At 57.6% G+C, this 22,229-nt stretch carries 16 protein-coding genes; 12 read left to right on the plus strand and 4 right to left on the minus strand.

Features of this window, described 5'->3' with window-relative positions; genetic code table 11:
- Positions 1 to 97: 97 nt before the first annotated feature.
- The 9 genes from VOI23_RS10340 to VOI23_RS10380 all read left to right on the plus strand — a co-directional run bounded on the left by VOI23_RS10340 (position 98) and on the right by VOI23_RS10380 (position 10,131).
- The gene (locus VOI23_RS10340) at positions 98 to 1,342 is read left to right on the plus strand and encodes a sarcosine oxidase subunit beta family protein (protein WP_323784700.1); all 1,245 of its coding nucleotides are present in this window, start codon (positions 98 to 100) and stop codon (positions 1,340 to 1,342) included.
- Positions 1,342 to 1,626, plus strand: a complete 285-nt coding sequence (locus VOI23_RS10345; RefSeq protein WP_323784701.1) for a hypothetical protein — start codon at positions 1,342 to 1,344, stop codon at positions 1,624 to 1,626. Before VOI23_RS10340 ends, VOI23_RS10345 begins: the two co-directional genes overlap by 1 nt.
- Positions 1,620 to 1,949: a sarcosine oxidase subunit delta gene (locus tag VOI23_RS10350; protein ID WP_323784702.1), complete on the plus strand. Its 330-nt coding sequence runs from the start codon at positions 1,620 to 1,622 to the stop codon at positions 1,947 to 1,949. The genes VOI23_RS10345 and VOI23_RS10350 overlap by 7 nt, the downstream gene beginning before the upstream one ends.
- A gap of 62 nt (positions 1,950 to 2,011) precedes the next feature.
- Entirely contained in the window at positions 2,012 to 5,023 is a 3,012-nt protein-coding gene (locus VOI23_RS10355) for a sarcosine oxidase subunit alpha family protein (protein WP_323784703.1), read from the plus strand.
- A complete protein-coding gene (locus tag VOI23_RS10360; RefSeq protein ID WP_323784704.1) occupies positions 5,016 to 5,591 on the plus strand; it encodes a sarcosine oxidase subunit gamma in 576 nt (191 codons plus the stop codon). The genes VOI23_RS10355 and VOI23_RS10360 overlap by 8 nt, the downstream gene beginning before the upstream one ends.
- 146 nt (positions 5,592 to 5,737) lie before the next feature.
- Complete coding sequence (locus tag VOI23_RS10365) at positions 5,738 to 6,154, plus strand: hypothetical protein (protein WP_323784706.1); 417 nt, start codon at positions 5,738 to 5,740, stop codon at positions 6,152 to 6,154.
- A gap of 209 nt (positions 6,155 to 6,363) precedes the next feature.
- Positions 6,364 to 6,963: a superoxide dismutase gene (locus VOI23_RS10370; protein ID WP_323784707.1), complete on the plus strand. Its 600-nt coding sequence runs from the start codon at positions 6,364 to 6,366 to the stop codon at positions 6,961 to 6,963.
- Positions 6,964 to 7,555: 592 nt separating this feature from the next.
- Positions 7,556 to 9,535 (plus strand): PAS domain-containing hybrid sensor histidine kinase/response regulator, encoded by a 1,980-nt coding sequence (locus tag VOI23_RS10375; RefSeq protein ID WP_323784708.1) that lies wholly within the window; start codon positions 7,556 to 7,558, stop codon positions 9,533 to 9,535.
- A 140-nt stretch (positions 9,536 to 9,675) separates the two neighbouring features.
- A complete protein-coding gene (locus VOI23_RS10380) occupies positions 9,676 to 10,131 on the plus strand; it encodes a host attachment family protein (protein ID WP_323784709.1) in 456 nt (151 codons plus the stop codon).
- 102 nt (positions 10,132 to 10,233) lie between these two features.
- On the opposite strand, the gene VOI23_RS10385 is transcribed toward VOI23_RS10380, so the two are convergent.
- Positions 10,234 to 10,785, minus strand: coding sequence for a TIGR00730 family Rossman fold protein (locus tag VOI23_RS10385; protein ID WP_323784710.1), 552 nt, complete (start codon positions 10,783 to 10,785; stop codon positions 10,234 to 10,236).
- A 100-nt stretch (positions 10,786 to 10,885) separates the two neighbouring features.
- Here VOI23_RS10385 and VOI23_RS10390 point away from each other — a divergent pair, with 100 nt between their 5' ends.
- The 3 genes from VOI23_RS10390 to VOI23_RS10400 all read left to right on the plus strand — a co-directional run bounded on the left by VOI23_RS10390 (position 10,886) and on the right by VOI23_RS10400 (position 15,578).
- Complete coding sequence (locus VOI23_RS10390) at positions 10,886 to 12,493, plus strand: LysM peptidoglycan-binding domain-containing protein (protein WP_323784711.1); 1,608 nt, start codon at positions 10,886 to 10,888, stop codon at positions 12,491 to 12,493.
- Positions 12,494 to 12,591: 98 nt separating this feature from the next.
- Entirely contained in the window at positions 12,592 to 13,662 is a 1,071-nt protein-coding gene (locus tag VOI23_RS10395) for a DUF2855 family protein (protein ID WP_323784712.1), read from the plus strand.
- A gap of 89 nt (positions 13,663 to 13,751) precedes the next feature.
- Positions 13,752 to 15,578 (plus strand): ABC transporter ATP-binding protein/permease, encoded by a 1,827-nt coding sequence (locus VOI23_RS10400; RefSeq protein ID WP_323784713.1) that lies wholly within the window; start codon positions 13,752 to 13,754, stop codon positions 15,576 to 15,578.
- A gap of 335 nt (positions 15,579 to 15,913) precedes the next feature.
- Here VOI23_RS10400 and VOI23_RS10405 read toward each other — a convergent pair whose 3' ends face one another.
- The 3 genes from VOI23_RS10405 to VOI23_RS10415 all read right to left on the minus strand — a co-directional run bounded on the left by VOI23_RS10405 (position 15,914) and on the right by VOI23_RS10415 (position 22,023).
- Positions 15,914 to 16,969 carry a calcium-binding protein gene (locus VOI23_RS10405; protein ID WP_323784714.1) on the minus strand — a complete coding sequence of 352 codons (1,056 nt, stop codon included), beginning with the start codon at positions 16,967 to 16,969 and terminating at the stop codon, positions 15,914 to 15,916.
- Positions 16,970 to 17,203: 234 nt separating this feature from the next.
- Positions 17,204 to 20,794, minus strand: coding sequence for an efflux RND transporter permease subunit (locus VOI23_RS10410; protein ID WP_323784715.1), 3,591 nt, complete (start codon positions 20,792 to 20,794; stop codon positions 17,204 to 17,206).
- Positions 20,791 to 22,023: an efflux RND transporter periplasmic adaptor subunit gene (locus VOI23_RS10415; RefSeq protein WP_323784716.1), complete on the minus strand. Its 1,233-nt coding sequence runs from the start codon at positions 22,021 to 22,023 to the stop codon at positions 20,791 to 20,793. The genes VOI23_RS10410 and VOI23_RS10415 overlap by 4 nt, the downstream gene beginning before the upstream one ends.
- Positions 22,024 to 22,229 lie beyond the last annotated feature (206 nt).

Here is a 22,229-nt window from a genome sequence, read left to right on the forward strand (position 1 = left end):
ACGCAATTGTGACGCATAGAAACGGGGCGGATTCGCCTTCACGGTCCAGTAAGGAACAGGAAAATCGCAGACCGGATTCGGGGCATCAGAGACGCACATGAGACGCTATTCCGCCTTCGCCATCGCCCGGGAAGCCGCACGTTATCATTCTGGATGGGAACGCGCCTGGGCTTCACCGCAGCCGAAGAAGAAATACGACGTGATCATCGTCGGTGCCGGTGGACACGGTTTGGCCACCGCCTATTACCTGGGTAAAAATTTCGGCATCACCAATGTGGCGGTGTTGGAAAAGGGTTGGCTGGGCGGCGGAAATACCGGGCGCAACACTACGATTATCCGCTCGAACTACCTGCAGGATGCCTCGGCCGCGATATATGAAAAGGCCCGCTCATTGTACGAAACGATGAGCCAGGACCTGAATTACAACGTCATGTTCAGCCCCCGCGGCGTGATCATGCTGGCGCAGACTGAACATGAGGTGCGCGGCTATCAACGCACCGCGCATGCCAATGCGTTGCAGGGCGTGAAGACAGAATTCATCACTCCGCAAAAGGTCAAGGAGCTGGTGCCGATCATCAACATCGCGGGCCCCCGCTACCCGGTTCTGGGTGGGCTGTGGCAGGAACGCGGCGGTACCGCCCGGCATGATGCGGTGGCCTGGGGCTATGCCCGCGCCTGTTCCGATATGGGCATGGACATCATCCAGCAATGCGAAGTCACCGGGGTGCGCCGCGACGGCGGTAAGGTTGTGGGCGTCGACACCACCAAGGGCGTGATCGATTGCGACAAGCTCGGGCTGGTGGTGGCGGGCCATTCCGGCGTTCTGGCCGACATGGCCGGGTTCCGGCTGCCGATTGAATCGCTGGCTTTGCAGGCGCTGGTTTCCGAGCCGATCAAGCCCTGCATGGACGTGGTGGTGATGGCAAACACCGTGCACGGCTACATGTCGCAATCCGACAAGGGCGAAATGGTGATCGGCGGCGGCACCGACGGGTATAACAACTACACCCAGCGGGGCAGCTTTCACCATATCGAGGAAACCGTGCGGGCGCTGGTGGAAACCTTCCCGATGATTTCCCGGCTGAAGATGTTGCGGCAATGGGGCGGCATCGTCGACATGACCGGCGACCGGTCCCCGATCCTGTCGAAAACCCCGGTCGAAGGCGTGTTCGTCAATTGCGGCTGGGGCACCGGCGGGTTCAAGGCGATCCCCGGTTCCGGCTGGGCGATGGCGGAACTGATGGCCAAGGGGCATTCGCCGCTGACCGAGGAGTTCGGGTTGAACCGCTTCGCCGAGGGCCGGTTCATTGATGAGAGCGTGGCAGCGGGGGTGGCGCATTGATGACTGAAAAATCCATGCAATCGACGCTGTCGACCCTTCATATAGAGTTGCTTCAGTCCGAAAGGACGCCATTCACCGCTGTGAAAAAAGCATTGGAAACAGGGCGTCGTGAAGGGACCGACACCAGCTATCAAAGCAATACGCTGGGTTTCGAATATCACGCCGATGAAGATGCCGTTTCGGTTTATGCGACTTTCAGCGACGGCGCTGACGAAGTCACTTTGTCCTTTGAAGATTTCATTTCGGAACTCGGAAAATACCGGATGGGAGGTCTGCAATGCTGATCCTTCACTGCCCCTATTGCGGCGTCGATGCCGAGGAAACCGAACTGCATGCAGGTGGCGAGGCGCATCTGAAACGTTTCGGCCCCGGCTCCTCGGACGCCGAATTTGAAACCTATCTCTTCGCCCGCGAAAACCCCAAGGGGGTGCATTTCGAACGCTGGCGCCACGCCAATGGCTGCGGCAAGTGGTTCCACGCCGCCCGCTGCACCATGACGCTCGAGGTCTTCGGCACCTACAGCGCGCAGGTTTCCGAACCGCCGCAGGAAATCCGCGACGCGATCACCGCCAAACGCCCCGGCTGGAAGTGGAGAGACATCCAATGACGTTTCTTCTTGGCAAAAATACTCAAAATCCTACCCCCAACACGGCCAAGGAGGTCTGACAGATGAGCACCCGTCTGGCCACGCAAGGCCGCCTCACGAACACCGCCAAGCAGATTCGCTTCACCTTCAACGGCAAGCAGATGACCGGCTATGAGGGCGACACGCTCGCCTCTGCGCTGCTGGCCAATGGCCAGATGATGGTGGGGCGGTCGTTCAAATATCACCGTCCGCGTGGGGTCATCGCCAGCGGAGCGGAGGAACCCAATGCTCTGGTCGGTCTGGGGACCGGTGCACGGTTCGAACCGAACCAGCGCGCCACCACGACGGAACTGTTCGATGGGCTGAGCGCCACGTCGCAGAACCATTGGCCCAGCCTGGAATTCGACGTTGGCGCGGTGAACAACAGGTTGGCGCGGTTTTTACCGGCGGGGTTCTATTACAAGACCTTCATGGCGCCGCGCGCGGCGTGGAAATCCGTGTTCGAACCCATCGTCCGGCAATCGGCAGGTTTGGGCAAAGTTCCCAAGGACCGCGATTCTGACCGCTATGAACATTTCTATGCCTTCGTGGACGTGGTCGTTGTGGGCGGCGGCGTCGCCGGATTGCAGGCCGCTAAGGCGGCGGCGTCTTCCGGTGCGAAAGTGCTGTTGCTGGAACAAACCGCCCATTGGGGCGGCCGTGCGCCGGTCGATGGTGGGGTGGTGGACGGCCAGCCTGTGGATAAGTTCGTGGAGCAATTGGTGTCCGAGTTGGAAACCATGCCCAACGTCACCCTGCGGCTGCGCAGCATGGCGGCAGGCGTTTACGATCACGGTTACCTGCTGGGCTATGAACGGCTTACTGACCATGCGCCAGAAGCTGCGGGCCCGCGTCACCGGTTGTGGCGTATCCGTGCCAAACAGATCATCACGGCCACCGGGGCCATCGAACGACCGCTCAGCTTTGCCGGCAACGATGTGCCGGGTGTGATGCTGGCCTCTGCGATGCGCGATTACGCGGTGGATTACGGCGTGTCAGTTGGCGACCGTACCGTCGTTGTGACCAATAACGACGATGCGTACCGCACTGCAATCGCTTTGAAAAATCTTGGTCTCGAGGTGCCTGCGGTGATCGACGCGCGGGCCTCGGGCGGTGGCGCGCTGGCCGAAGACGCCCAGGCGCTTGGCATCCGGGTTGAGACCGGCAAGGGCATCGCCAAGGTGCTGGGCGGCAAGCACGTCAGCGGTGTCGCGCTTTGCTCTCAGGCGGGTGAAGGTGCTGTGATCGAGGAAATCCCCTGCGACGCCGTGGCGATGTCTGGCGGCTGGTCGCCGGTGGTGCACCTGTGGTCCCATTGCGGCGGTAAATTGATCTGGGATGACGCATTGGCAATGTTCCGCCCGGATGTGGACAAAGCGCCGACAGGTGCTGATGGGCAAAGCTTTGTTATCGCTGCTGGCAGCGCTAACGGCGTGCTGCAACTGCAAAATATCCTGACCGACGCACAGGCCGCTGGCGAGGCGGCGGCGATTGCGGTGGGGGGCAAGCCGAAACGCGCTACGGTGCCTGAGGCGGAGGCAAGCGATGAGGCTTTGATAGAGCCCGTGTGGCTGATGCCGCAGGGGGCGGGGCCGAAGCTGCGAATGAAGGCGTGGCTCGATTTCCAGAACGATGTGAAGGTGTCCGACGTGATGCTGGCGGCGCAGGAAGGCTATGAGAGCGTCGAACATACCAAGCGCTACACCACGCTGGGCATGGCGACCGATCAGGGCAAGCTCAGCAATATCAACGGGCTGGCGACGCTGGCGCGGTCGCTTAATGCCGACATTCCGGCGGTGGGTACCACCACCTTCAGGCCGCCCTATACGCCGATTTCCATGGGCGCCATCGCGGGCGAGGCGCGCGGCGATATTTTCCAGCCTCTGCGCAAGACCCCGATGCAGGACTGGCACGAAGAAAACGGCGCACACTGGGAACCAGTCGGCCATTGGCGGCGGCCCTATTGCTATCCGCGTCAGGGCGAAAGTCATCGCGACGCGGTGGCGCGCGAAATCAACCAGACGCGCAACTCAGTGGGGGTGCTCGACGCCTCGACTCTGGGTAAGATCATCGTCAAGGGGCCGGATGCGGGGAAATTCCTCGACATGCTCTACACCAATATGATGAGCACGCTGAAGCCGGGAAAATGCCGCTACGGTCTGATATGCAGCGAAAACGGGTTCCTGATCGACGATGGCGTGGTGGCACGGATCGACGACGACACCTTCCTGTGCCACACCACCACCGGCGGCGCCGACCGCATTCACGGGCATATGGAAGAGTGGCTGCAGACCGAATGGTGGGACTGGCAGGTCTATACCGCCAACGTGACCGAGCAATATGCGCAAATCGCGGTCGTCGGCCCCAATGCCCGCGCGGTACTGGAAAAGCTCGGCGGAATGGATGTTAGCAAAGACGCGCTCGCTTTCATGGAATGGAAAGACGGTGAATTGGCAGACATCCAGGCGCGGATTTACCGGATTTCCTTCTCGGGTGAACTTTCCTACGAAATCGCGGTGCCGGCCAGCCAGGGGCAGGCATTGTGGGACAAAATCATCGAAGCAGGGGCCGAGTTCGGCGTCATGCCCTACGGCACCGAGGCGCTGCACGTGATGCGGGCCGAAAAGGGGTTCATCATGATCGGCGACGAAAGCGACGGCACGGTGATCCCGCAGGACCTTGGCCTCAATTGGGCGATTTCCAAGAAGAAAGAGGACTATCTGGGCAAGCGGGCGCAGGCGCGCAGCCACATGACCGATCCGAAACGTTGGAAACTGGTAGGGTTGGAAACACTGGACGGTAGCGTATTGCCCGATGGGGCCTATGCTGTGGCGGCCGGTGTAAACGCCAACGGCCAGCGCAACATGCAGGGCCGGGTGACCTCGACTTACCATTCGCCGACCTTGGGTAAAGGGATTGCCATGGGGTTGGTTCTGAATGGACCTGATCGGATGGGCGAGGTGATCGAAATCCCGGGCACCGATGATACAGTCTACAAGGCGCGGATCTGCGATCCGGTCTTCTATGACAAGGACGGGGAGAAGCAGAATGTCTGAAGCCGTCAGCGCGTTGAACGGAGCGATCTTTCAAGGCTTCGTCACTGTCGAAGAGGTCGGATTGCAGGGGATGATTACCCTGCGCGGCGATTTTGGATCTGCCAGACTGTCGAGCGCGGTAAAGGCGGCGACGGGTCTGTTGCCCCCCTCTCAACGCAAGATTAACGCGCAGGACGATAAGGCCGTCGCCTGGATGTCGCCTGACGAATTGTTGATCCTGTCGCCTTATGATGAAGCAGGGTCAATTGCCGCGAAGCTGGCGCAGGCGCTGAGCGCGGAGCATTGCTTGGTGCAGAACGTTTCGGATGCGCGGGCCATGTTTCGCCTGACCGGCGCGCCCGGGACCGTGCGCGAAGTACTCGCCAAGATGGCCCCGGTGGATCTGTCGCCTCAAGCCTTTGTTCCGGGTGAGTTTCGCCGCACCCGTCTGGCTCAGGTGGCCGGGGCGATATGGTTCGAAGATACGACCACTGCACAGGTTATCTGTTTCCGCTCGGTGGCTGAATACGTTTTCAAACTGCTTTGCGCCTCCGCAGAAGAAGGCGGCGAGGTCGGTTTTTTCACCTGATCAACAGACCGTCCTTTGATCATGTTTTACAGAAGAGCGTTCCTGAGGGGCGCTCTTTCCAATTTTGTGACAATTGTGACTCTTTGTTGTGATGTGCATTTAGGGTTGATATTCACGTTTTCGTAAACAACCTAGGTAATTTGATCATGAATAAACTGTTTGCCGTTGCGACGGCGCTTGTCCTGTCCGCGCATTCCGCTTCTGCTTTCATTTACGACTGCGATATCACCCGCCCATCACCGGATGGCTGGATGGGAGACCGAATAGTATTCAGCGTCGACGAAGAGGTAGAAACCGTTGCCGTGGTTGATGCGATGATCATGGCGATCCAAAAAGCTCCGATCCTCACCAAGCTTGAAACCCAATATGGTCGGCACGTGATACGTTGGAAACTGAAGGGAGTAAAAGCGACCGTTGATGGTGGCCCACCCTCAAACATCGGTACCGCGGATTATAAAGCGTCAGTTTTTCCTAACAACAAACTGGTGCTGACTGTGCATTTAACAGGCTTCGACAACGTCCCGCGCGGCGAAGGTGTCTGCACAAAGAAGAAAAAACAATAGTGGACAGGGCAGGGCGCGGCTGCCCTGCGCCCTTTGCTTTTTATCTGGTTGCTCATACTGTTCTGATGCGACGCGGCTGTCCGAATTATTGCCTGATCCGGCATCGGTGGACGCGGACCGACAAATATTGGCGACAGGGCTTGACCTTCCTGCCTAAACCCTACCATTTTCCGCAGGAAAGAAACGCCCGAACCTGAGAGGATTTCACAATGGCTTTTGAACTTCCCGATCTTCCCTATGCCCATGACGCGCTGGCCGGCCTTGGCATGTCGAAGGAAACGCTGGAATACCACCATGATCTGCACCACAAAGCCTATGTCGATAACGGTAACAAGCTGATCGCCGGGACCGAATGGGAAAACAAGTCGCTCGAAGAGATCATCACCGGCACCTACCAAGCCGGTTCGGTCGCGCAGAATGGTATTTTTAACAATGCATCACAGCACTGGAACCACGCGCAGTTCTGGGAAATGATGGGCCCGGGTGAAACCGCGATGCCGGGCGAGCTGGAGAAGGCACTGGTTGAAAGCTTTGGTTCGGTTGATGAATTTAAATCTCAGTTTGCCGCCGCCGGTGCCGGGCAGTTTGGGTCTGGCTGGGCTTGGCTGGTCAAGGATGCCGATGGCAGCCTGAAGGTCACCAAGACCGAAAACGGGGTTAACCCGCTTTGCTTCGGTCAAACCGCGCTGCTGGGCTGCGACGTGTGGGAACATTCCTATTACATCGATTTCCGCAACAAGCGTCCGGTTTACTTAAGCAACTTCCTCGACAAGCTGGTGAACTGGGAAAACGTCGCATCGCGGATGTGATCGTTCCAAAAAAAGAAACGGATGGCCGCCCTTTGGGGCGGCTTTCTTGTTTTTACCGTTCGATACATTGCGCCGGCAGGCGCTTCATTGAACCGCGAAAGATGTGGGTAGGGACGGGGATCTAGGATTGCGATCCTGTCCTGTCGCAAGACCGTGCCGCAGCACATCTGATGCGATCCTGTTTCGTTAGTGACGGGGGAGCCTGTCAATAATGCCAGTTTGCGATACATTTTTTGCTTAGAATTTGATCAGAACTCACCTAGTCTTGTCGTTGATACAGGTGACGGCCAGACAGTTCTTGGTCGAGGTGATGATCTGACTGCGATGAATTCGCCTTATTTGTAAGGACAAAGTTGCGTATATGAAGCATTCGACCAAGGTCAATACTGTCATTGGCAGATCGTGGGTTTGGATCATGGCTTGCGTGTTTACTAGTAGTTTGGCGGTTGCTACGGCCCTCTTGGCGATACAAGCATTGAACGGTTCAACGGCCACTTGGGGTCAAATCGGATTGGTTTCCCTCATTGCCGGGCTGCTGATCGCGACTTTGGGGGCGGCAGCGCAGATGGCGCGCCGAAATCGAAGAGATTTAGTGCAACAGTTGGCGGCCCAAGACCATCTGATTACCGATCTGCGTGAAAAGGAAGAGCGCTTCAGCCTAGCGCTGAAAGGGGCCAATGACGGGTTGTGGGAATGGAACATCGTCACCAATCACCTTGTTTATTCCGACCGCTGGGCGGAAATTTTGGGCTATAGAGTCGACGAATTGGAACCCACGGCGCGGTCCTGGACCAGGATGTTACGTTCTGAGGACAAAAGGAAAGTCCGTAGCGATATGGACGCCCAGTTCGCCCAGCAGAAAGAAATTGTCGAAGGCGAATATGATATGCAGCGCAAAGATGGGCGCTGGATTAGGGTGCTCAGCCGGGGGTTTGTTGTCTATCGCGACGGTAAACCGGTGCGTATGGTGGGTACGCTTCTTGATATTTCGGGGCGGTTGGCGTTGTTGCGGCAAAAGGAAGAGGCGGTAGCGCAAAGCAAAGCAAAATCCGTATTTCTGGCCCATATGAGCCATGAAATCCGAACCCCAATGAACGGGGTTGTCGGCATGGTCGATCTGCTGACGCGCACGGATCTGGACGAAAACCAGCGACAGATGCTTGAGACGATTCAGAATTCATCAATTTCGCTGTTGCGGATTATTGATGATATCCTCGACTTTTCCAAGATCGAGGCAGGCAAGATGTCTGTGACTATGGAACGGGCGGACCTGCTTAATGTGGTCGAAAATGTAGTGGAAACCCTGGGTGCGACGGCGCAGCAAAGCGGTGTACGGTTAATCCTGAACGTCGATTGTGGCCTGCCACGGTTTGTTGCCACCGATGCTGGCCGGTTGCGGCAAGTGCTATTGAACCTGCTTGGCAATGCGGTGAAATTCAGCGCTCAGAAAAAAGGTGGTGAACCGCCTCTGGTGGAACTGTCGGCCCAACCGATACCGGGCGGCAAAGTCAAATTTCAAGTCATTGACAATGGTATGGGCATTCCAGCCGAGACGCAGGCCTTGTTGTTCCAACCTTTCTATCAAGCCTATGAGACGGATTCCCACCAGATTGGCGGAACAGGCCTTGGCCTCGCCATCAGCTATGACCTGATCAGGATCATGGGTGGACAGATAGATGTGCAAAGCGCTCCGGGGGAAGGCGCCACGTTTTCGGTTGTCCTGCCGCTGTCGGACGGTTTCGATACCGACCGGACCTGTGTCGATAAGATCGAAGGACTTGATCGTTATGCGTTGGTTTCATTTGTCGAGGATGACTTGTGCCGTGAACGGTTCCGACATTTCACTGACTATTGGAACCGACCGCTGACCGATTTCAATGCTGAAACGCCGATGCGGGATTGGGCGCAAAGCCAAAAACAAACGCCTATGTTCCTGGTGTCGCTCAACGATAGTAATCGTGCTTTGGAATTTGTGGAAAAGATGCACGACATCATCCCAAAGGCGAAATTTTTGATGTTAACCAGCGACCCGAGCGCCCGGCTTGGCCGACATAACCACCATCTCTATCTGGTGCGCCGATCGCCTGTGTTACCGTCGCGGATGATTGCAGGTATTACTGCGCTGATTGAGGAACAGAAGGACTGCGATGCCGAAAACTACGTTGAGCAGGCCCCGGTGAGCCAAGGCAGCATTTTGCTGGTCGAAGACAATCGGATCAATCTGGATGTGTTGATGCGGCAATTGGCATTGCTGGGATATGGGGCGGAGGTCGCCGAGAACGGCAAAGAGGGGCTGGAGCTTTGGCGCAATGGGGCGGCGGGGTTCGGTTTGATCCTGACAGATTGCCAGATGCCGGTCATGGACGGGTTGGAAATGGTTCAGAATATCCGACTGGTCGAACGCACGAACAATTTGGAACCTATCCCGATCGTTGGTATTTCCGCCAATGCGCTGAAAGGCGAAAAGGAACGCTGCATCGCCGCGGGTATGAATGATTTCCTCACCAAACCAGCCAAATTGGATGAGTTGCGAGATGTCCTTGGAGAATGGTTTTCCAAGGATGCCGATTAACCGAGATCGGGCTGAACGCGGCAGTTAGAGTGGACTGCTCCAATATCTAAACAAGTTTTTTTCGGTGACATTGACCCGTGTCATGTTGTGCGCGTCCTTTTTTTGTTTCGCTCGTTACACCAAGGAATAGGAGAATAGTCATGATCAAGATGCCAAAAGGCCTGTGGGTTGTCGTCGCGGACGGTGCCAAGGCGCTGTTTGTGCAGAATGTCAGCAATGCCATTGAACCGGATTTGCGGGTCATGCGGGTTGACGAAATCGACAACCCACAGACTGCGGACCAAGGGACCTCTCGGCCCGGACGCCGGGATGGGCCGATGGGCGCGGGACGATCCGCCATTGAGCCGACGGATTGGCATCAGATGGCCAAAGAAGAATTCGCCACTACGGTTGCGGCACTTCTGAACAAATGGGCGCAGGCGGGCGGGATTGATGATCTTGTCATCGTTGCCCCGCCACAGACCTTGGGCGAATTGCGAGCGGCTCTCAATCCAAAGGTGATCGGGATTATCCGTGCCGAAATGGCAAAGGATCTGACCAACCACCCATTGCCCGATATTGCCAAGCTGGTGATGCAGGAATTGGCCGACCTCTGATTGCGTCGGGCGGTGCCTTAGTTGCCCGCGCGCATAGTCACGCGGTCCCTATGGCCGGGACCGCGTGGTGATATCGGACTAACGCGGGTTCTCAGGGGATTTCTAACTCAGCGCCGACCGCAACGCCGCGCCCAGTTCGACTGCTGTGGCCACCGGCCGGATCAGTTCGCGCAAGGATTTGTCCGCGAAACCCTGATCGATCACATGATCGATCAGGGACAGCAGCGGGTCCCAGAACCCGGACGTGTTTAACAGGAATATCGGTTTCTGGTGCAGCAGCAGCTGGCGCCAGGTCAGTACTTCGAAAAATTCGTCCAAAGATCCCGCGCCGCCGGGAAGAACCACGATGGCATCGGAATTCATGAACATTACCTTTTTCCGTTCATGCATGTTTTCGGTGACCACGAAAGTCGACAAATCTGTTTTGCCCACTTCGGCACGCATCAAATGGGTTGGGATGACTCCGAAGGTTTCGCCGCCCGCATCCTGCGTGGCCCGCGCCACTATTCCCATCAACCCGACATCACCAGCGCCATAGACAAGCCGCCACTTATTGTCTGCCAACAACTTGCCCAGACTTTCCGCTTCGGAGCTATAGATCGGGTCATTGCCGGGCCGCGACCCGCAAAAGACGCAGACAGAGCGGGTAATCATCTTGATTTTCCTCGATCAAAAGTGCTTTTGACCCCTGATACCCTTGTTGCTATTGTCGCTCAACCGCCAAAGGGGATGTGGGCGGGTTGAAAGGAATGACATGACGAAAGAAACCGGACTGGCGTCCAGCCAGACCCTGATTGTGGGCGCAGCAGTTGCCGTTTTGGCCGCATTGGCCGCCGCCTATGGGCTAGGGGTGTTCGAAAAAAGCAGTCAGACCGAACCGGTGCAGGCCGTTATGTCTCAACCAGCCCCTGCCGCAGCCCCCAAGGCCGACGCGGAACCAACGCCTGAGGTTAAGCAGGAGCTTGTCACTGAATCAGAGACCGCGCCGGCTGAAACGTCATCGAAACCCACAGAACCGGAAACAGAGATCGCTGCAGTTGCAAAACCGGAAAACGTTTCTGAAGATGCGACAGCGGGTAAGCCAGTCGCCGAACCTGTGGTACAGCCGCTGACCGGTACACAGGCAGAAGCCACACTGGATGATACCTCCCACCCAGCTGCGGGGCTGCCCACACCGCCCAGCTTTGACGTGGTGCGGGTCGAAAGCGATGGGACTGCGTTGGTCGCCGGTATTGCCTTGGACGGCGATCAGGTCGAGGTTCTTGTCGATCGCGTTGCCATTGCCAAGGTGGAACCCGGTTCGGACGGCAAATTCGTGGCGTTCCTGACGCTGCCACCTTCGGACAAGCCGCGAATGATGACGCTGCTGATGCGGGCCGGTGATGCGCAAATTCCCTCCGAGGATCAGGTGATCATTGCGCCAGTGAAAGCCGTCGTTTCGGATAGCCCCGCCGACGAAACCAACACCGTTGTTGCGGCGGATACTGCACAGGCGGAAGAAACTGGTATTACAGCCGAAGCAGGCAAAGAGACGGTCGAACCACAGGTCGCGGCATCCGAACCTGCTGGCGCGCAATCGAGCGCCCCTGAATCGGTTCAAAACGAAACGGTCGAAACGGGGCAGAAAGTTGGAGAAACAGAAACCGGAATAGCGGCCAGCTCAATGCAGCCTGATACCGCCGAGCCGGGGAGGAGCGAAAGCCAGGACACTAAACTGGCAATGGCAGACCCAGCCCCTGCCGAAGTGCAATCCGCACCGACACCGACATCGGCCCCATCCGCCGCGCCCGCGGTTCTTATTGCAGGCAAGGATGGAGTCAGCGTTGTTCAACCGGCACAACCCGGAACCAACTTGACCGATCTGGTGCTGGACGCGATCAGCTATAGCGATACCGGCGCGGTCGATTTGACTGGACGCGGCGCTGCGTCGATGGGCGTCCGCGCCTATCTGAACAACACGGCACAAGCCAGCGCCGAGATTGGGTCGGACAGTGCTTGGAAAATTCGCCTCAGCGACGTCGCTCCGGGTGTGTACACCCTGCGCATTGATCAGGTGGATGCTTCGGGCAAGGTTACGTCGCGGGTGGAAACCCCCTTCAAACGCGAGGCGGAAGAAAAGATTGCCGCAGCTTCGGCCAATGCTGCCCGGCAACAGGCCAATACCGCCGATCCCGAAGCGGCCCGGACAGCCCCGCCGATCCGCGTTATCACGGTGCAACCCGGCCATACGCTTTGGGCAATCGCCAAGGATAATTACGGCGAGGGCACGCTTTATGTCCGCCTGTTCGAAGCCAACCGTAATCTGATCCGCGACCCGGATCTGATCTATCCCGGTCAGGTTTTCGACATTCCGCGTGACTGATCCCCGCTCAAAGGGACGGAACGTTACAAATTTTACCCCTGCCCGTGGCGACGCGGGCAGGGGTATTCTGTTTCCCGGGAACCGGAGGAAATACGGATATGGTGCAAAACGTACTGGTCGATCAGACCAAGATCACCGAAGCGGAGCTGGCTGATGCCGCGCCGATGAAACTGCGGGACGGGCAAGTCCGGCTGAAGCTGGAAAGTTTTGCCATCACCACCAACAATGTGACTTATGCCGCTATAGGCTTTGTCATCGGTTACTGGAAATTTTTTCCCAGCGGGGTTGAAGGCAAAGGGATCGTGCCGGTTTGGGGCGTGGCCCGCGTAGCAGAAAGCCGGTGTGAGGATTTGCCCAAGGGCACGCGGCTTTATGGGTTTTATCCGATGGGCGAAGAGTTGATCCTTGCCCCGGAACAAAGTGCCCCCGGCGTTTTTGTCGATTCCAGTGCGCATCGTTCCGATCTTGCGCTGGTCTACAACACTTATGTCTGTGTGCGTGACGGCGCTGTGGAAGAAGATTACAAGCGCGCCTTGCTACAGCCTTTGCTGGCGACCTCTTATTTGCTGTTCGATTGGTTATCGGACAATGACTGGTTCGGGGCCGAACAGATCATCATCGGCAGTGCGTCGTCGAAAACCGGTTTGGGCCTGTGCAAATTCCTCGCCGAACCCGAAACGCGACCCTATCGGATCGTCGGGCTGACTTCGGAGATCAACAGAGGTTTTGTTGAAAGCTCGGGCGCCTGCGATCAGGTGCTGAGCTATGACGAGATCGAAAAACTGGCGTTGGTGCCCTCGGTCTATGTCGATATGGCGGGGAATGCGGCGGTGAAAATGCGACTGCATACGCATCTGGCCAGCGAATTGCGCCACAGTGCTGCCGTGGGAACCAGCCACTGGGATAAATTCGCTCAGCCGGGATCTGACCTGCCGGGGCCGAAGCCACGATTTTTCTTTGCCCCCGAACAGATACGCAAACGGCGCGAAGACTGGGGCCCGGGTGTGATAGAGGCGCAGATCACCGCCGGATGGAAACGTATCGCGGCCGATGCCGGAGAATGGATGGACGTGGTGGTGCATGATGGGCTGGAAAGCGCGCCCGAGGTTTATCGGGCGATTGCAGAAGGCCGCGCCAACCCGCGTGAAGGTCATGTGATCAGGCTTTGACGTGAAGCCGTGAATAATCCGCTTTGGCGCTGGCATTCCATGGGGTTGCAACTTATCTCTAGGGGCCAAAGCTGATAAAGGATCCTGTCATGCGGCGCGCTGGCCCTTATACCGACGCCAATCTTAAGAATGAACGGTTGTCAGGTTGGCGCACGATCCGCCGTGTCATGCCTTATCTCTGGCCCGCCGACCCGGATCAGGCTTGGGTCAAGCGCCGGGTGGTTTTCGCCATGCTGGCGTTGCTGACGGCCAAACTTGTCGCGGTCTCGACGCCGCTTTTGTATAAGCAGGCGGTCGATACGTTGGCAGGCGATGGCGTGTCGCCCTTGGCGCTTGGCGCGGTGGGGCTGACGGTGGCTTATGGGCTGGCGCGGCTGATGTCGAACGGGTTTCAGCAGCTGCGCGATGCGATTTTCGCTGCGGTGGGGCAACGGGCGTTGCGGATGCTGGCGCTGGAAACCTTTACCCATATCCATCGTTTGTCGATGCGCTATCACATCACCCGTAAAACCGGCGGACTGTCCCGGGTCATAGAACGCGGGGTCAAGGGCGTTGAATTCCTGCTGCGGTTCTTGCTGTTTTCCATTGGGCCGCTGGTTCTGGAACTGCTTCTGATCGCCGGGGTTTTGTTTTTCCTGTTCGATGTTTGGTACCTGGCCGTGGTGGCGCTGACCATTGCGCTATATGTCTGGTTCACCTTCACGGTGACCGAATGGCGGGTAAAGCTGCGCAAGGAAATGAACGATCAGGATACCGATGCCAACCAGAAGGCGATCGACAGCCTGCTGAATTTCGAAACGGTGAAATATTTCGGAGCCGAAGCCCGCGAGGCAAAGCGCTATGATCGCGCGATGGAGCTTTATGCCCGCGCTGCGCTGAAAACGTCATATTCGTTGGCCTTTCTGAATTTTGGGCAGTCCTTTCTGATCACTGGCGGGCTGGCTGCGGTGATGGTGATGGCGGCAATGGGGGTGCAGCGTGGCGACCTGACGGTGGGCGATTTCGTCATGGTTAACGCTTACATGATCCAGATCACCATGCCGCTGAATTTCCTTGGCACCGTTTATCGTGAAATCCGTCAGGCGCTGGTCGATATGGGCGAGATGTTTGACCTGTTGGAACAACCCGCCGAAGTGACCGACAAACCCGGGGCGGCCGCGCTGAAGGTGTCAGGCGGTCAGGTGGAACTGGACGAGGTCGTGTTTGGATATGATGCTGCCCGCCCGATTTTGCAGGGGGTCAGCCTGACGGTGGAACCGGGTAAAACGGTAGCGATCGTGGGATCGTCGGGATCGGGTAAATCGACCATCGGCCGATTGTTGTTCCGGTTCTACGACGTTGTGGGCGGGTCGGTCAAAATTGATGGTCAGGATGTGCGCGACGTGACGCAGGTCAGTTTGCACGACATGATCGGCGTGGTGCCGCAGGATACCGTTCTGTTCAACGATAGTATCCGCTATAACATCGCCTATGGCCGCGATGGGGCGACCCAGGAAGACATCGAAGCGGCCGCCAAGGCCGCCCAGATCCACGATTTCATTGAGTCTCTGCCGCAGGGCTATGACACCACGGTAGGCGAACGCGGCCTGAAACTGTCAGGCGGCGAAAAGCAGCGGGTGGGCATCGCGCGCACGCTGTTGAAGAACCCGCCGATCCTGCTGCTGGACGAAGCAACATCGGCTTTGGACACTGAAACCGAACAGGAAATCCAGGGCGCGCTGGCGCGGGCCGGGCAGGGACGTACGGTGATCACCATCGCGCACCGGTTATCCACCATCGCCGATGCCGACCGCATCGTGGTGCTGGAAAAAGGCGTGATCGTGGAAACCGGCACCCATGCCGAACTGTTGGAGCGGCAAGGCCGCTATGCCCAGCTGTGGCAGCGGCAGGCAAGCGAGCAGGACGAGGCGGCGTGATAACCGTTAGAACCGATATACTCTGAAATCTATCGTCCAGATATCATCGTTACTATCTTCTCTGTCTGTGGTAATTTCGCCGTCAAAGATATCCCACAAGACAAGGTCGCCAATGAGTGGAAGCAATGCCAATAAAAGCACGAAATGTCCCCATAAGTCTTCGGAGACAATACATTGAAACAATGTGAAAAATTCGAGCAAAATTGTAGTGTGTGCGGGTTTGTAGCGTTAGTGGCGACTGCGCTTCTCTAAAAACAACTTTGTTTCAAATTCTGAGACAATCAACGGGCAGGGGGCGTATACTGGCGCATTCGGTCAGTAGAAGAGCGTAATGCCTAACCCTCGATCACCCGTACCGTCAGGTTCTGCGGCGTCATCTGGTCAAAGCTGACCCCTTGCAGGTGCAGGAAATCAATCCCCTCAGCCGTAAGAACGATGCCGCCGTCGGGGGCCTCCACCGCAGTGATTTCGTCGAAGCCGAATTCCAATCCGCCGATCAGGGTAATGCGCACGCTCTCGGTGTCGGGGTCGAAATCGGTGATGGTGACGGTTTTGGCATCGCTGCTGTCCTGCACGATGCGCGGGTCCTGGTTGACGCAGATGCAGAAGCGGTCTGTGCCGTCGCCACCGGTCACGATATCGCCGTCATCGGCGCGGATGAAATCGTCGCCCGCCCCGCCGTTGAGCGTGTCGGGGGCGTCGGGCAGGGGATTGCGGTCGTCATCGAATTGCAGGTCGCGTGCAACGATCCGGTCGTCGCCTTCGCCGCCATTCACCTGATCCCTGCCCTGGTAGGAGGTCAGTAAATCATGCTCTGCCCCACCTGACACCGTATCATTGTCGGTCGCGGCCAGATCGTGGTCTAACAGGTTGTCCAGCCATCGGTCTTCACCATCGCCCAGATCAATCAGATCATTGCCGCCGCCAGATGTGACGGTATCTGAACCGCCATCGGTCGAAATCGTATCATTGCCATCCCCTGATTTGATGCGGTCATCTCCCGGTCCGCTGTCGATGAAATTGTCCCCGCCTGTGGCCTGCAGCAGATCGTTTCCGGCGTCGCCGCTGAGGGTGTCATTGCCATAATAGGAATTGATGTCGTCATTTCCTGCGCCGCCGTCGATGACATCGTCACCGGACCCGGTATCCACGGAATCGTTGCCTGCTGCAGCCAATATTGAATTGTTGCCATCGCCGGTGCGGACAATGTCATCGCCCGCATTTGTGTGAATGACAAGATTGTTGTCATTTGACAGCTCAATGAAACGGTCATCGTCTTCCGTGCCTGTGAAGCTTTCGGTGTCGTGGCTGTCGTCGGACGCCCCGCCAAGGTCCAGACCTTCCACCAACAGAACCCCAATCATCAGGGGCATCAAAATCAGGGTTAACATAATGAAGCACTCTCTTATTCCAATAATTAGATGTAAAACCGGGAATAAAGAGACTTTCTTAAAAGCGTGTAAATTTAGAACAAAAAGGGAATCTTTGCCAGTGCAGCGCTATTTCCTGCATCCTGCGCAGAAAGCGCGGGGCGAAGTGATCCGAGCTGCAAGACAGGTATCCTGTACCGTTGATCGTAAATGATCCAGCGAATGCAAAGGCCAGGTTGTCCCCGGCCTTTGTGCTTATTCTGCGGCTTTCAGTTTTTGCGCCTTGGCAGGGCTGCCGCCCTCGGGCAGATCGAATAAGTCCGGGGTTTCGTCTTCCCAGATGATCTCTGGTGCTTTCAGCTTGCGTGCCGCGCGTTGCAGCGCCAGATCGCGGGCGGCGCGGCTGGCACGGCCCAATGAAAGGGCGGCCAGCGCTCGCGCGATCCAGCGCAGATAGGTGGTGAACCAGATACGTATCGCCAGCATTGCGGGGGTAAAGATCAGCGTCAGAACCGTCGCGATCCCCAGACCGAATACCACCGCCGTGGCCAGTTGCTTCCACCACAGCGCGGTCGGGCTGTCGATGCTATAGCCGCCCTGGATGAAATCCAGCGACAGGCCGAACATCATCGGGGCCAGACCCGCCATCGTGGTCACGGTGGTCAAAAGCACCGGGCGGATACGATCCTCCGCGGTTCTGATGATCGCTTCGATCCGCGGCATATAGGCAGAATATTCCTGATAGGTGTCGATCAGAACGATGTTGTTGTTCACCACGATCCCGGCAAGGGCCACAATGCCGGTGCCGGTCATGATGACCGAAAAACTCTGGTCCATCACCAGCATGCCGATCAGAACCCCGGTTGTGGACAGCACCACCGCCAACAGAACCAGCGCCGAATTGTAGAAGCTGTTGAACTGTGCCAGCAGGATGATGAACATCAAGGCCAGCGCCGCGCCAAAGGCCTGCCCGAGGAAGGCCTGACTTTCTGCCTGATCGTCCTGATCGCCGGTCCATTCCCATTCAACGCCTGCGGGCAGGGGGGTGGTCTGAAGCCATTTGGTCAGCTCTTCGATCCGTTCATTCGCCGTGATCGGGGTGACGATCTCTTTGCCATCCTCTTGCAGGATTGTTTTGGTCTGGCCACTGGTGATACCGGCTTTGACGTCGAAATAACGTTTCTGATCGACCCGGCTGATGGTGGCCAGTTTCGGCACCGGCTGGCGGGAAATGAAATTGGCCAGCGGCACCAATCCATCCGCCGTGCGTACCTTCAGTGTATCCAGTGTGGACAGCACGCGGTCGCTTTCGGGCAGCCGGACGCGGATTTCAATTTCCTCATCGGAACTATCGACCCGCATCGTATCGAGCAAGATACCCCGGGTCACCAGTTGAACCATTGCGCCCACTGTTGCCACGTTGGCGCCATAGCGGCCCGCCTTTTCCACATCGACGTTGATCTGCCAGTCAATGCCGGGCAAAGGCAGGGTGTCTTCGATCAGTTCCAGCCCTTCGGTGGCCTCGAATTTGGTGCGGGCGATGTTGGTCGCGGCGATCAGATCGTCCCAGTTGTCGCCCATCAACCGCAGATGCACAGGCTTGGCCGAGGCGGGACCGCGCGCCTGCGCCAAAATTTCCACCTTTATGCCGGGGATCTGTTCCAGCTGTTTGGTCAGTTCGGCCAGAACGATATCGCCATCCAGGTCCGGACGATCGGAACGGTCTTCCCATGGAATGGTTTCAAGCTGGATCTGCCCGATCGTGTCCACCGGCGGTCGAGCCCCGCCGGTATTACTGTTCAGGCCACCTTCTCCGGCAAAGCTGAAGGCGTTCAAAACACCGGGGTGGGCCAAAACGATCTCTTCGGCCTGCTGCACCAGATGGTCTTTTTCAGTCACCGACAGGTTGCCGCGGGCCCGAACATAGACGATGGCCTGTTCGGGTTCGGAGTCGACGAAAAATTCGGTCCCCTTGTTGTGTTCGCCGAAATAGCTGAACACCGACATCACAAGGAACCCCACGACGGCGACCGCAATCAGAGGCATGACAGGGTTGCCGACGATGGCCTTGATGGCCCAGCCAAACAGCGTACGGCGACGGCCCGCTTTGACCTTGCGTCGGCGCCACTGGATTTCAGCAGCTTGCAAAGTGACCGAGGCGGCGAAGGCCCCGAGGATGAAAATCGCACCGCCAACGGCCAGCGACGTGCGCCCTGCATCACCAAGTTGGAACAGGTAATTGGGGTTCAGAACCTGCATCGCGCCGACAAACATCATCAACATCGAGGGCGGTACCAAAGCGGCCCGCGCGATCCACCAGGGCAGAAGACGCTTGAGAAACTCCGATATGTTGTGGAATTGACGGCTGAGCCGCCCCGACACGCCGCCCATCACCGGCAGGTAAATCAGCGCCACAACCAGCGAAGCGCTGAGAACGAAAATGAGGGTCACCGGCAACATGCCCATGAATTCGCCCGGTACACCGGGCCAGAACAGCATCGGCAGGAAGGCGCACAGCGTGGTTGCGGTGGAACTGACCACCGGCCAGAACATCCGTTTGGCAGCCTCGACATAGGCGTGCATGGGACCGACGCCTTCGTTGATCCGCTTATCGGCATATTCCACGACGACGATGGCACCATCGACAAGCATCCCGACAGCGAGGATCAGGCCGAACATCACGATATTGGAAATCGTCACGCCCATCGCTGCCAGCAATAGGAAACACAATAGGAAAGATGTCGGGATCGCAAAGCCCACCAGCAGCGCCGCGCGGCTACCCAACGAGGCCAGAACCACGATCATCACCAGTGCGATCGCGGTCAAAACAGACCCTTCCAGTTGGCTGACCATAGAACCGACAACGCGCCCCTGGTCGTTCGAGGTGCCAAGCCGTACTGCCGACTTCAGGTCATCGGGCCAGTTTTCGCGCGCCGTGTCCAATTCGTCCTTCACCGCCTCGATGGTGTCCAGAAGGTTGAAGCCTTTGCGTTTCACGATCTGCAGCGCGACGGTGGGCACACCATTGAATTGTGCAGTGCCTTTACGGTCTTCGAATGTCAGACGGATCTCGGCCAGATCGCCCAGCGTAACGACCCGCTGACCATTGATCTTGACCGGTAGCGAATAAATATCGCGGGGTTCATCAAAGGAAGACGGAATCTTGACCGAAAACGTCCCCTGATCGGTTTCCACCTCACCGGCGGCGACCAGCATGTTGTTGTTGGTCACCACGCTGATCAGTTCCTGAGCGGTGACATTGTAGGATTCCAACCGCAACGGATCGATAACGACTTCGACCATTTCATCGCGATTTCCTGCGATTCCCGCTTCCAGCACCGCATCGAGCGATTCCAGTTGATCCTGCAGCTCTTTGGCGACGCGGTACATCGTGCGTTCAGGCACGTCGCCGGTCAGGTTCACGATCAGGATCGGAAATTCCGAAAAATTGATTTCGTTGACCGAATAGCTGTCGAAACCGCTGGGAAACTGGCCTTCGGCGGTCGACATCGCATCGCGCACGTCGGCCATGACCTTAGTTTTGTCCCAGCCGAATTCAAACTCCAGCGCAACCCCGGCATAGCCTTCCGATGCGGTCGAGGACATCGTTTTCAAACCATCCAGCCCGGCCAGTTCGGTTTCCATCGGTTTGACCAGCAGGGTTTCCGAATCCTCGGCCGAAATGCCGGGGAAGGGGACGGAAACGAAAAGAGCCGGAATTTCGATATCCGGCTCGCCCTCTTTCGGCAGGCTGAAATAGGCAAATCCACCTGCCAGCAACGACAAGAGGATGAACGCCATCACCATGCGGGCGCGCTGTGCGGCCCAATCGACGATACCTGTCATTGCGACACCTCGCGGTAAGTGGGCAGGACTTTGACACCATCAACCACGTATTCCTGGCCGACGACGATCACATCCACGGTTTCCGGCAATCCGGTGATCCAGACGCCTTCGGCGGTATCGCGGACCAGAGTGATCGGTTTGAAGGCAACGGTATCGCCATTCTCCACGATCCGCACCCCGAGACGGCCGCCGTCATCAAGTGTCAGTGCCGATTGCGGCAACAAGTGGGCCCGGGTTCCGGACGATGCGATCAGGATCTCAGCGGTTTGGCCGTCGCGGATACCCATATCTTCGTTGGCCACCTCGATATCGACGCGGAAGGTTCGGGTTTGCGGATCGGCCGAGCGTGACAGGAAGGTTACCCGCCCGCGTACTTCGCGCCCGTCGCTTAACCGGGCCCCTGCCAGGCTGCCCAATGACACCCGGTTCACCTGAGTTTCAGGCACATAGCCGACGACTTTGATCGGGTCGAGCTGGATCACCGTGGCACAGACGCCGCCTGCCGCCAGCAAACTGCCCAGCTCTGCAGTGTCGCTTTCCAGCAGTCCGGCGAATGGGGCGGTGATGGTCAGCCGCTGGATTTCCGTTTCCGCGACTTCGACATTTGCTTCGGCAGACCGGATCCCGGCCTGCGCGGTTTCCACCCCGGACCGTGCCGATTCAATCGCTGCTTCTGCCGATTTTACACCCGCTTGCGTCGAGGCCACGCGGGTATTGGACGCATAGCCATCTTTTGACAGTTCCGACGCAACGGTGTCGTTGATCTGGGCCTCTTCAAGCCGCGCCAGCGCTTCTTTCACACGGGATTCGGCCTGCGGAACCTGTGCGATGGCATTGGCCAGTTGTGCTTTGGCATTAGCCAGAGCGGCCGGCCGCGTTCCTGGATCGAGTTCACACAATACCTGGCCCTCTTGCACAAAACTGCCTTTGCGCAGCGGCTCGGAAATCGTCCGCGCGGTGGTTTCCGAACGCACCTTAACCTGCCGCGCTGCTTCGGTTTCGCCGCGCAGGATCACCGCGCTGTCGATTTCACGGCTTTGCGATGTCTGAACCACCACTCGCATAACCGAGGCCTGTTTGCCGCCGGGTGCGGTGGGTTGTTCTGCCTCGACTTCAGGCGTTTCCTGAGCCGATCCGACAGCAAAGGCGATCAGAGCCTCGCGTTGCATCACCAGAATGAACAGAGCGGCAGTCACCAGCACGGCGGTGATGATCGGAACAATACGCATTTGGGGTCCTAATTTTATTCGGCGTTCTTGGGGCAGTAATTGGCTTCAAAATACAAAAAAACAAGCCTGTGAACCAATAACTGAACAGATCGGTTCAAAATACGCTGCGACTATACCATGCGCAAGCAGTTAGGGCTGGCAAAATATGCACATGTGGCTGTGTGGTCGCGCATACCCTTGGCAGCCTCGGTGCTTCGCGTTAAGAG

Source organism: Thalassovita sp. (assembly GCF_034670005.1).
Classification (GTDB): domain Bacteria; phylum Pseudomonadota; class Alphaproteobacteria; order Rhodobacterales; family Rhodobacteraceae; genus Thalassobius.

Excerpts from the sequence above, each read along its gene's own strand:
- VOI23_RS10385 (WP_323784710.1), bottom strand. The coding sequence starts at position 10,785 with ATGATTACCCGCTCTGTCTGCGTCTTTTGCGGGTCGCGGCCCGGCAAT.
- VOI23_RS10345 (WP_323784701.1), top strand. The coding sequence starts at position 1,342 with ATGACTGAAAAATCCATGCAATCGACGCTGTCGACCCTTCATATAGAG.
- VOI23_RS10355 (WP_323784703.1), top strand. The coding sequence starts at position 2,012 with ATGAGCACCCGTCTGGCCACGCAAGGCCGCCTCACGAACACCGCCAAG.
- VOI23_RS10390 (WP_323784711.1), top strand. The coding sequence starts at position 10,886 with ATGACGAAAGAAACCGGACTGGCGTCCAGCCAGACCCTGATTGTGGGC.
- VOI23_RS10400 (WP_323784713.1), top strand. The coding sequence starts at position 13,752 with ATGCGGCGCGCTGGCCCTTATACCGACGCCAATCTTAAGAATGAACGG.
- VOI23_RS10380 (WP_323784709.1), top strand. The coding sequence starts at position 9,676 with ATGATCAAGATGCCAAAAGGCCTGTGGGTTGTCGTCGCGGACGGTGCC.
- VOI23_RS10415 (WP_323784716.1), bottom strand. The coding sequence starts at position 22,023 with ATGCGTATTGTTCCGATCATCACCGCCGTGCTGGTGACTGCCGCTCTG.
- VOI23_RS10360 (WP_323784704.1), top strand. The coding sequence starts at position 5,016 with ATGTCTGAAGCCGTCAGCGCGTTGAACGGAGCGATCTTTCAAGGCTTC.
- VOI23_RS10350 (WP_323784702.1), top strand. The coding sequence starts at position 1,620 with ATGCTGATCCTTCACTGCCCCTATTGCGGCGTCGATGCCGAGGAAACC.
- VOI23_RS10410 (WP_323784715.1), bottom strand. The coding sequence starts at position 20,794 with ATGACAGGTATCGTCGATTGGGCCGCACAGCGCGCCCGCATGGTGATG.
- VOI23_RS10340 (WP_323784700.1), top strand. The coding sequence starts at position 98 with ATGAGACGCTATTCCGCCTTCGCCATCGCCCGGGAAGCCGCACGTTAT.
- VOI23_RS10405 (WP_323784714.1), bottom strand. The coding sequence starts at position 16,969 with ATGTTAACCCTGATTTTGATGCCCCTGATGATTGGGGTTCTGTTGGTG.
- VOI23_RS10365 (WP_323784706.1), top strand. The coding sequence starts at position 5,738 with ATGAATAAACTGTTTGCCGTTGCGACGGCGCTTGTCCTGTCCGCGCAT.
- VOI23_RS10370 (WP_323784707.1), top strand. The coding sequence starts at position 6,364 with ATGGCTTTTGAACTTCCCGATCTTCCCTATGCCCATGACGCGCTGGCC.
- VOI23_RS10395 (WP_323784712.1), top strand. The coding sequence starts at position 12,592 with ATGGTGCAAAACGTACTGGTCGATCAGACCAAGATCACCGAAGCGGAG.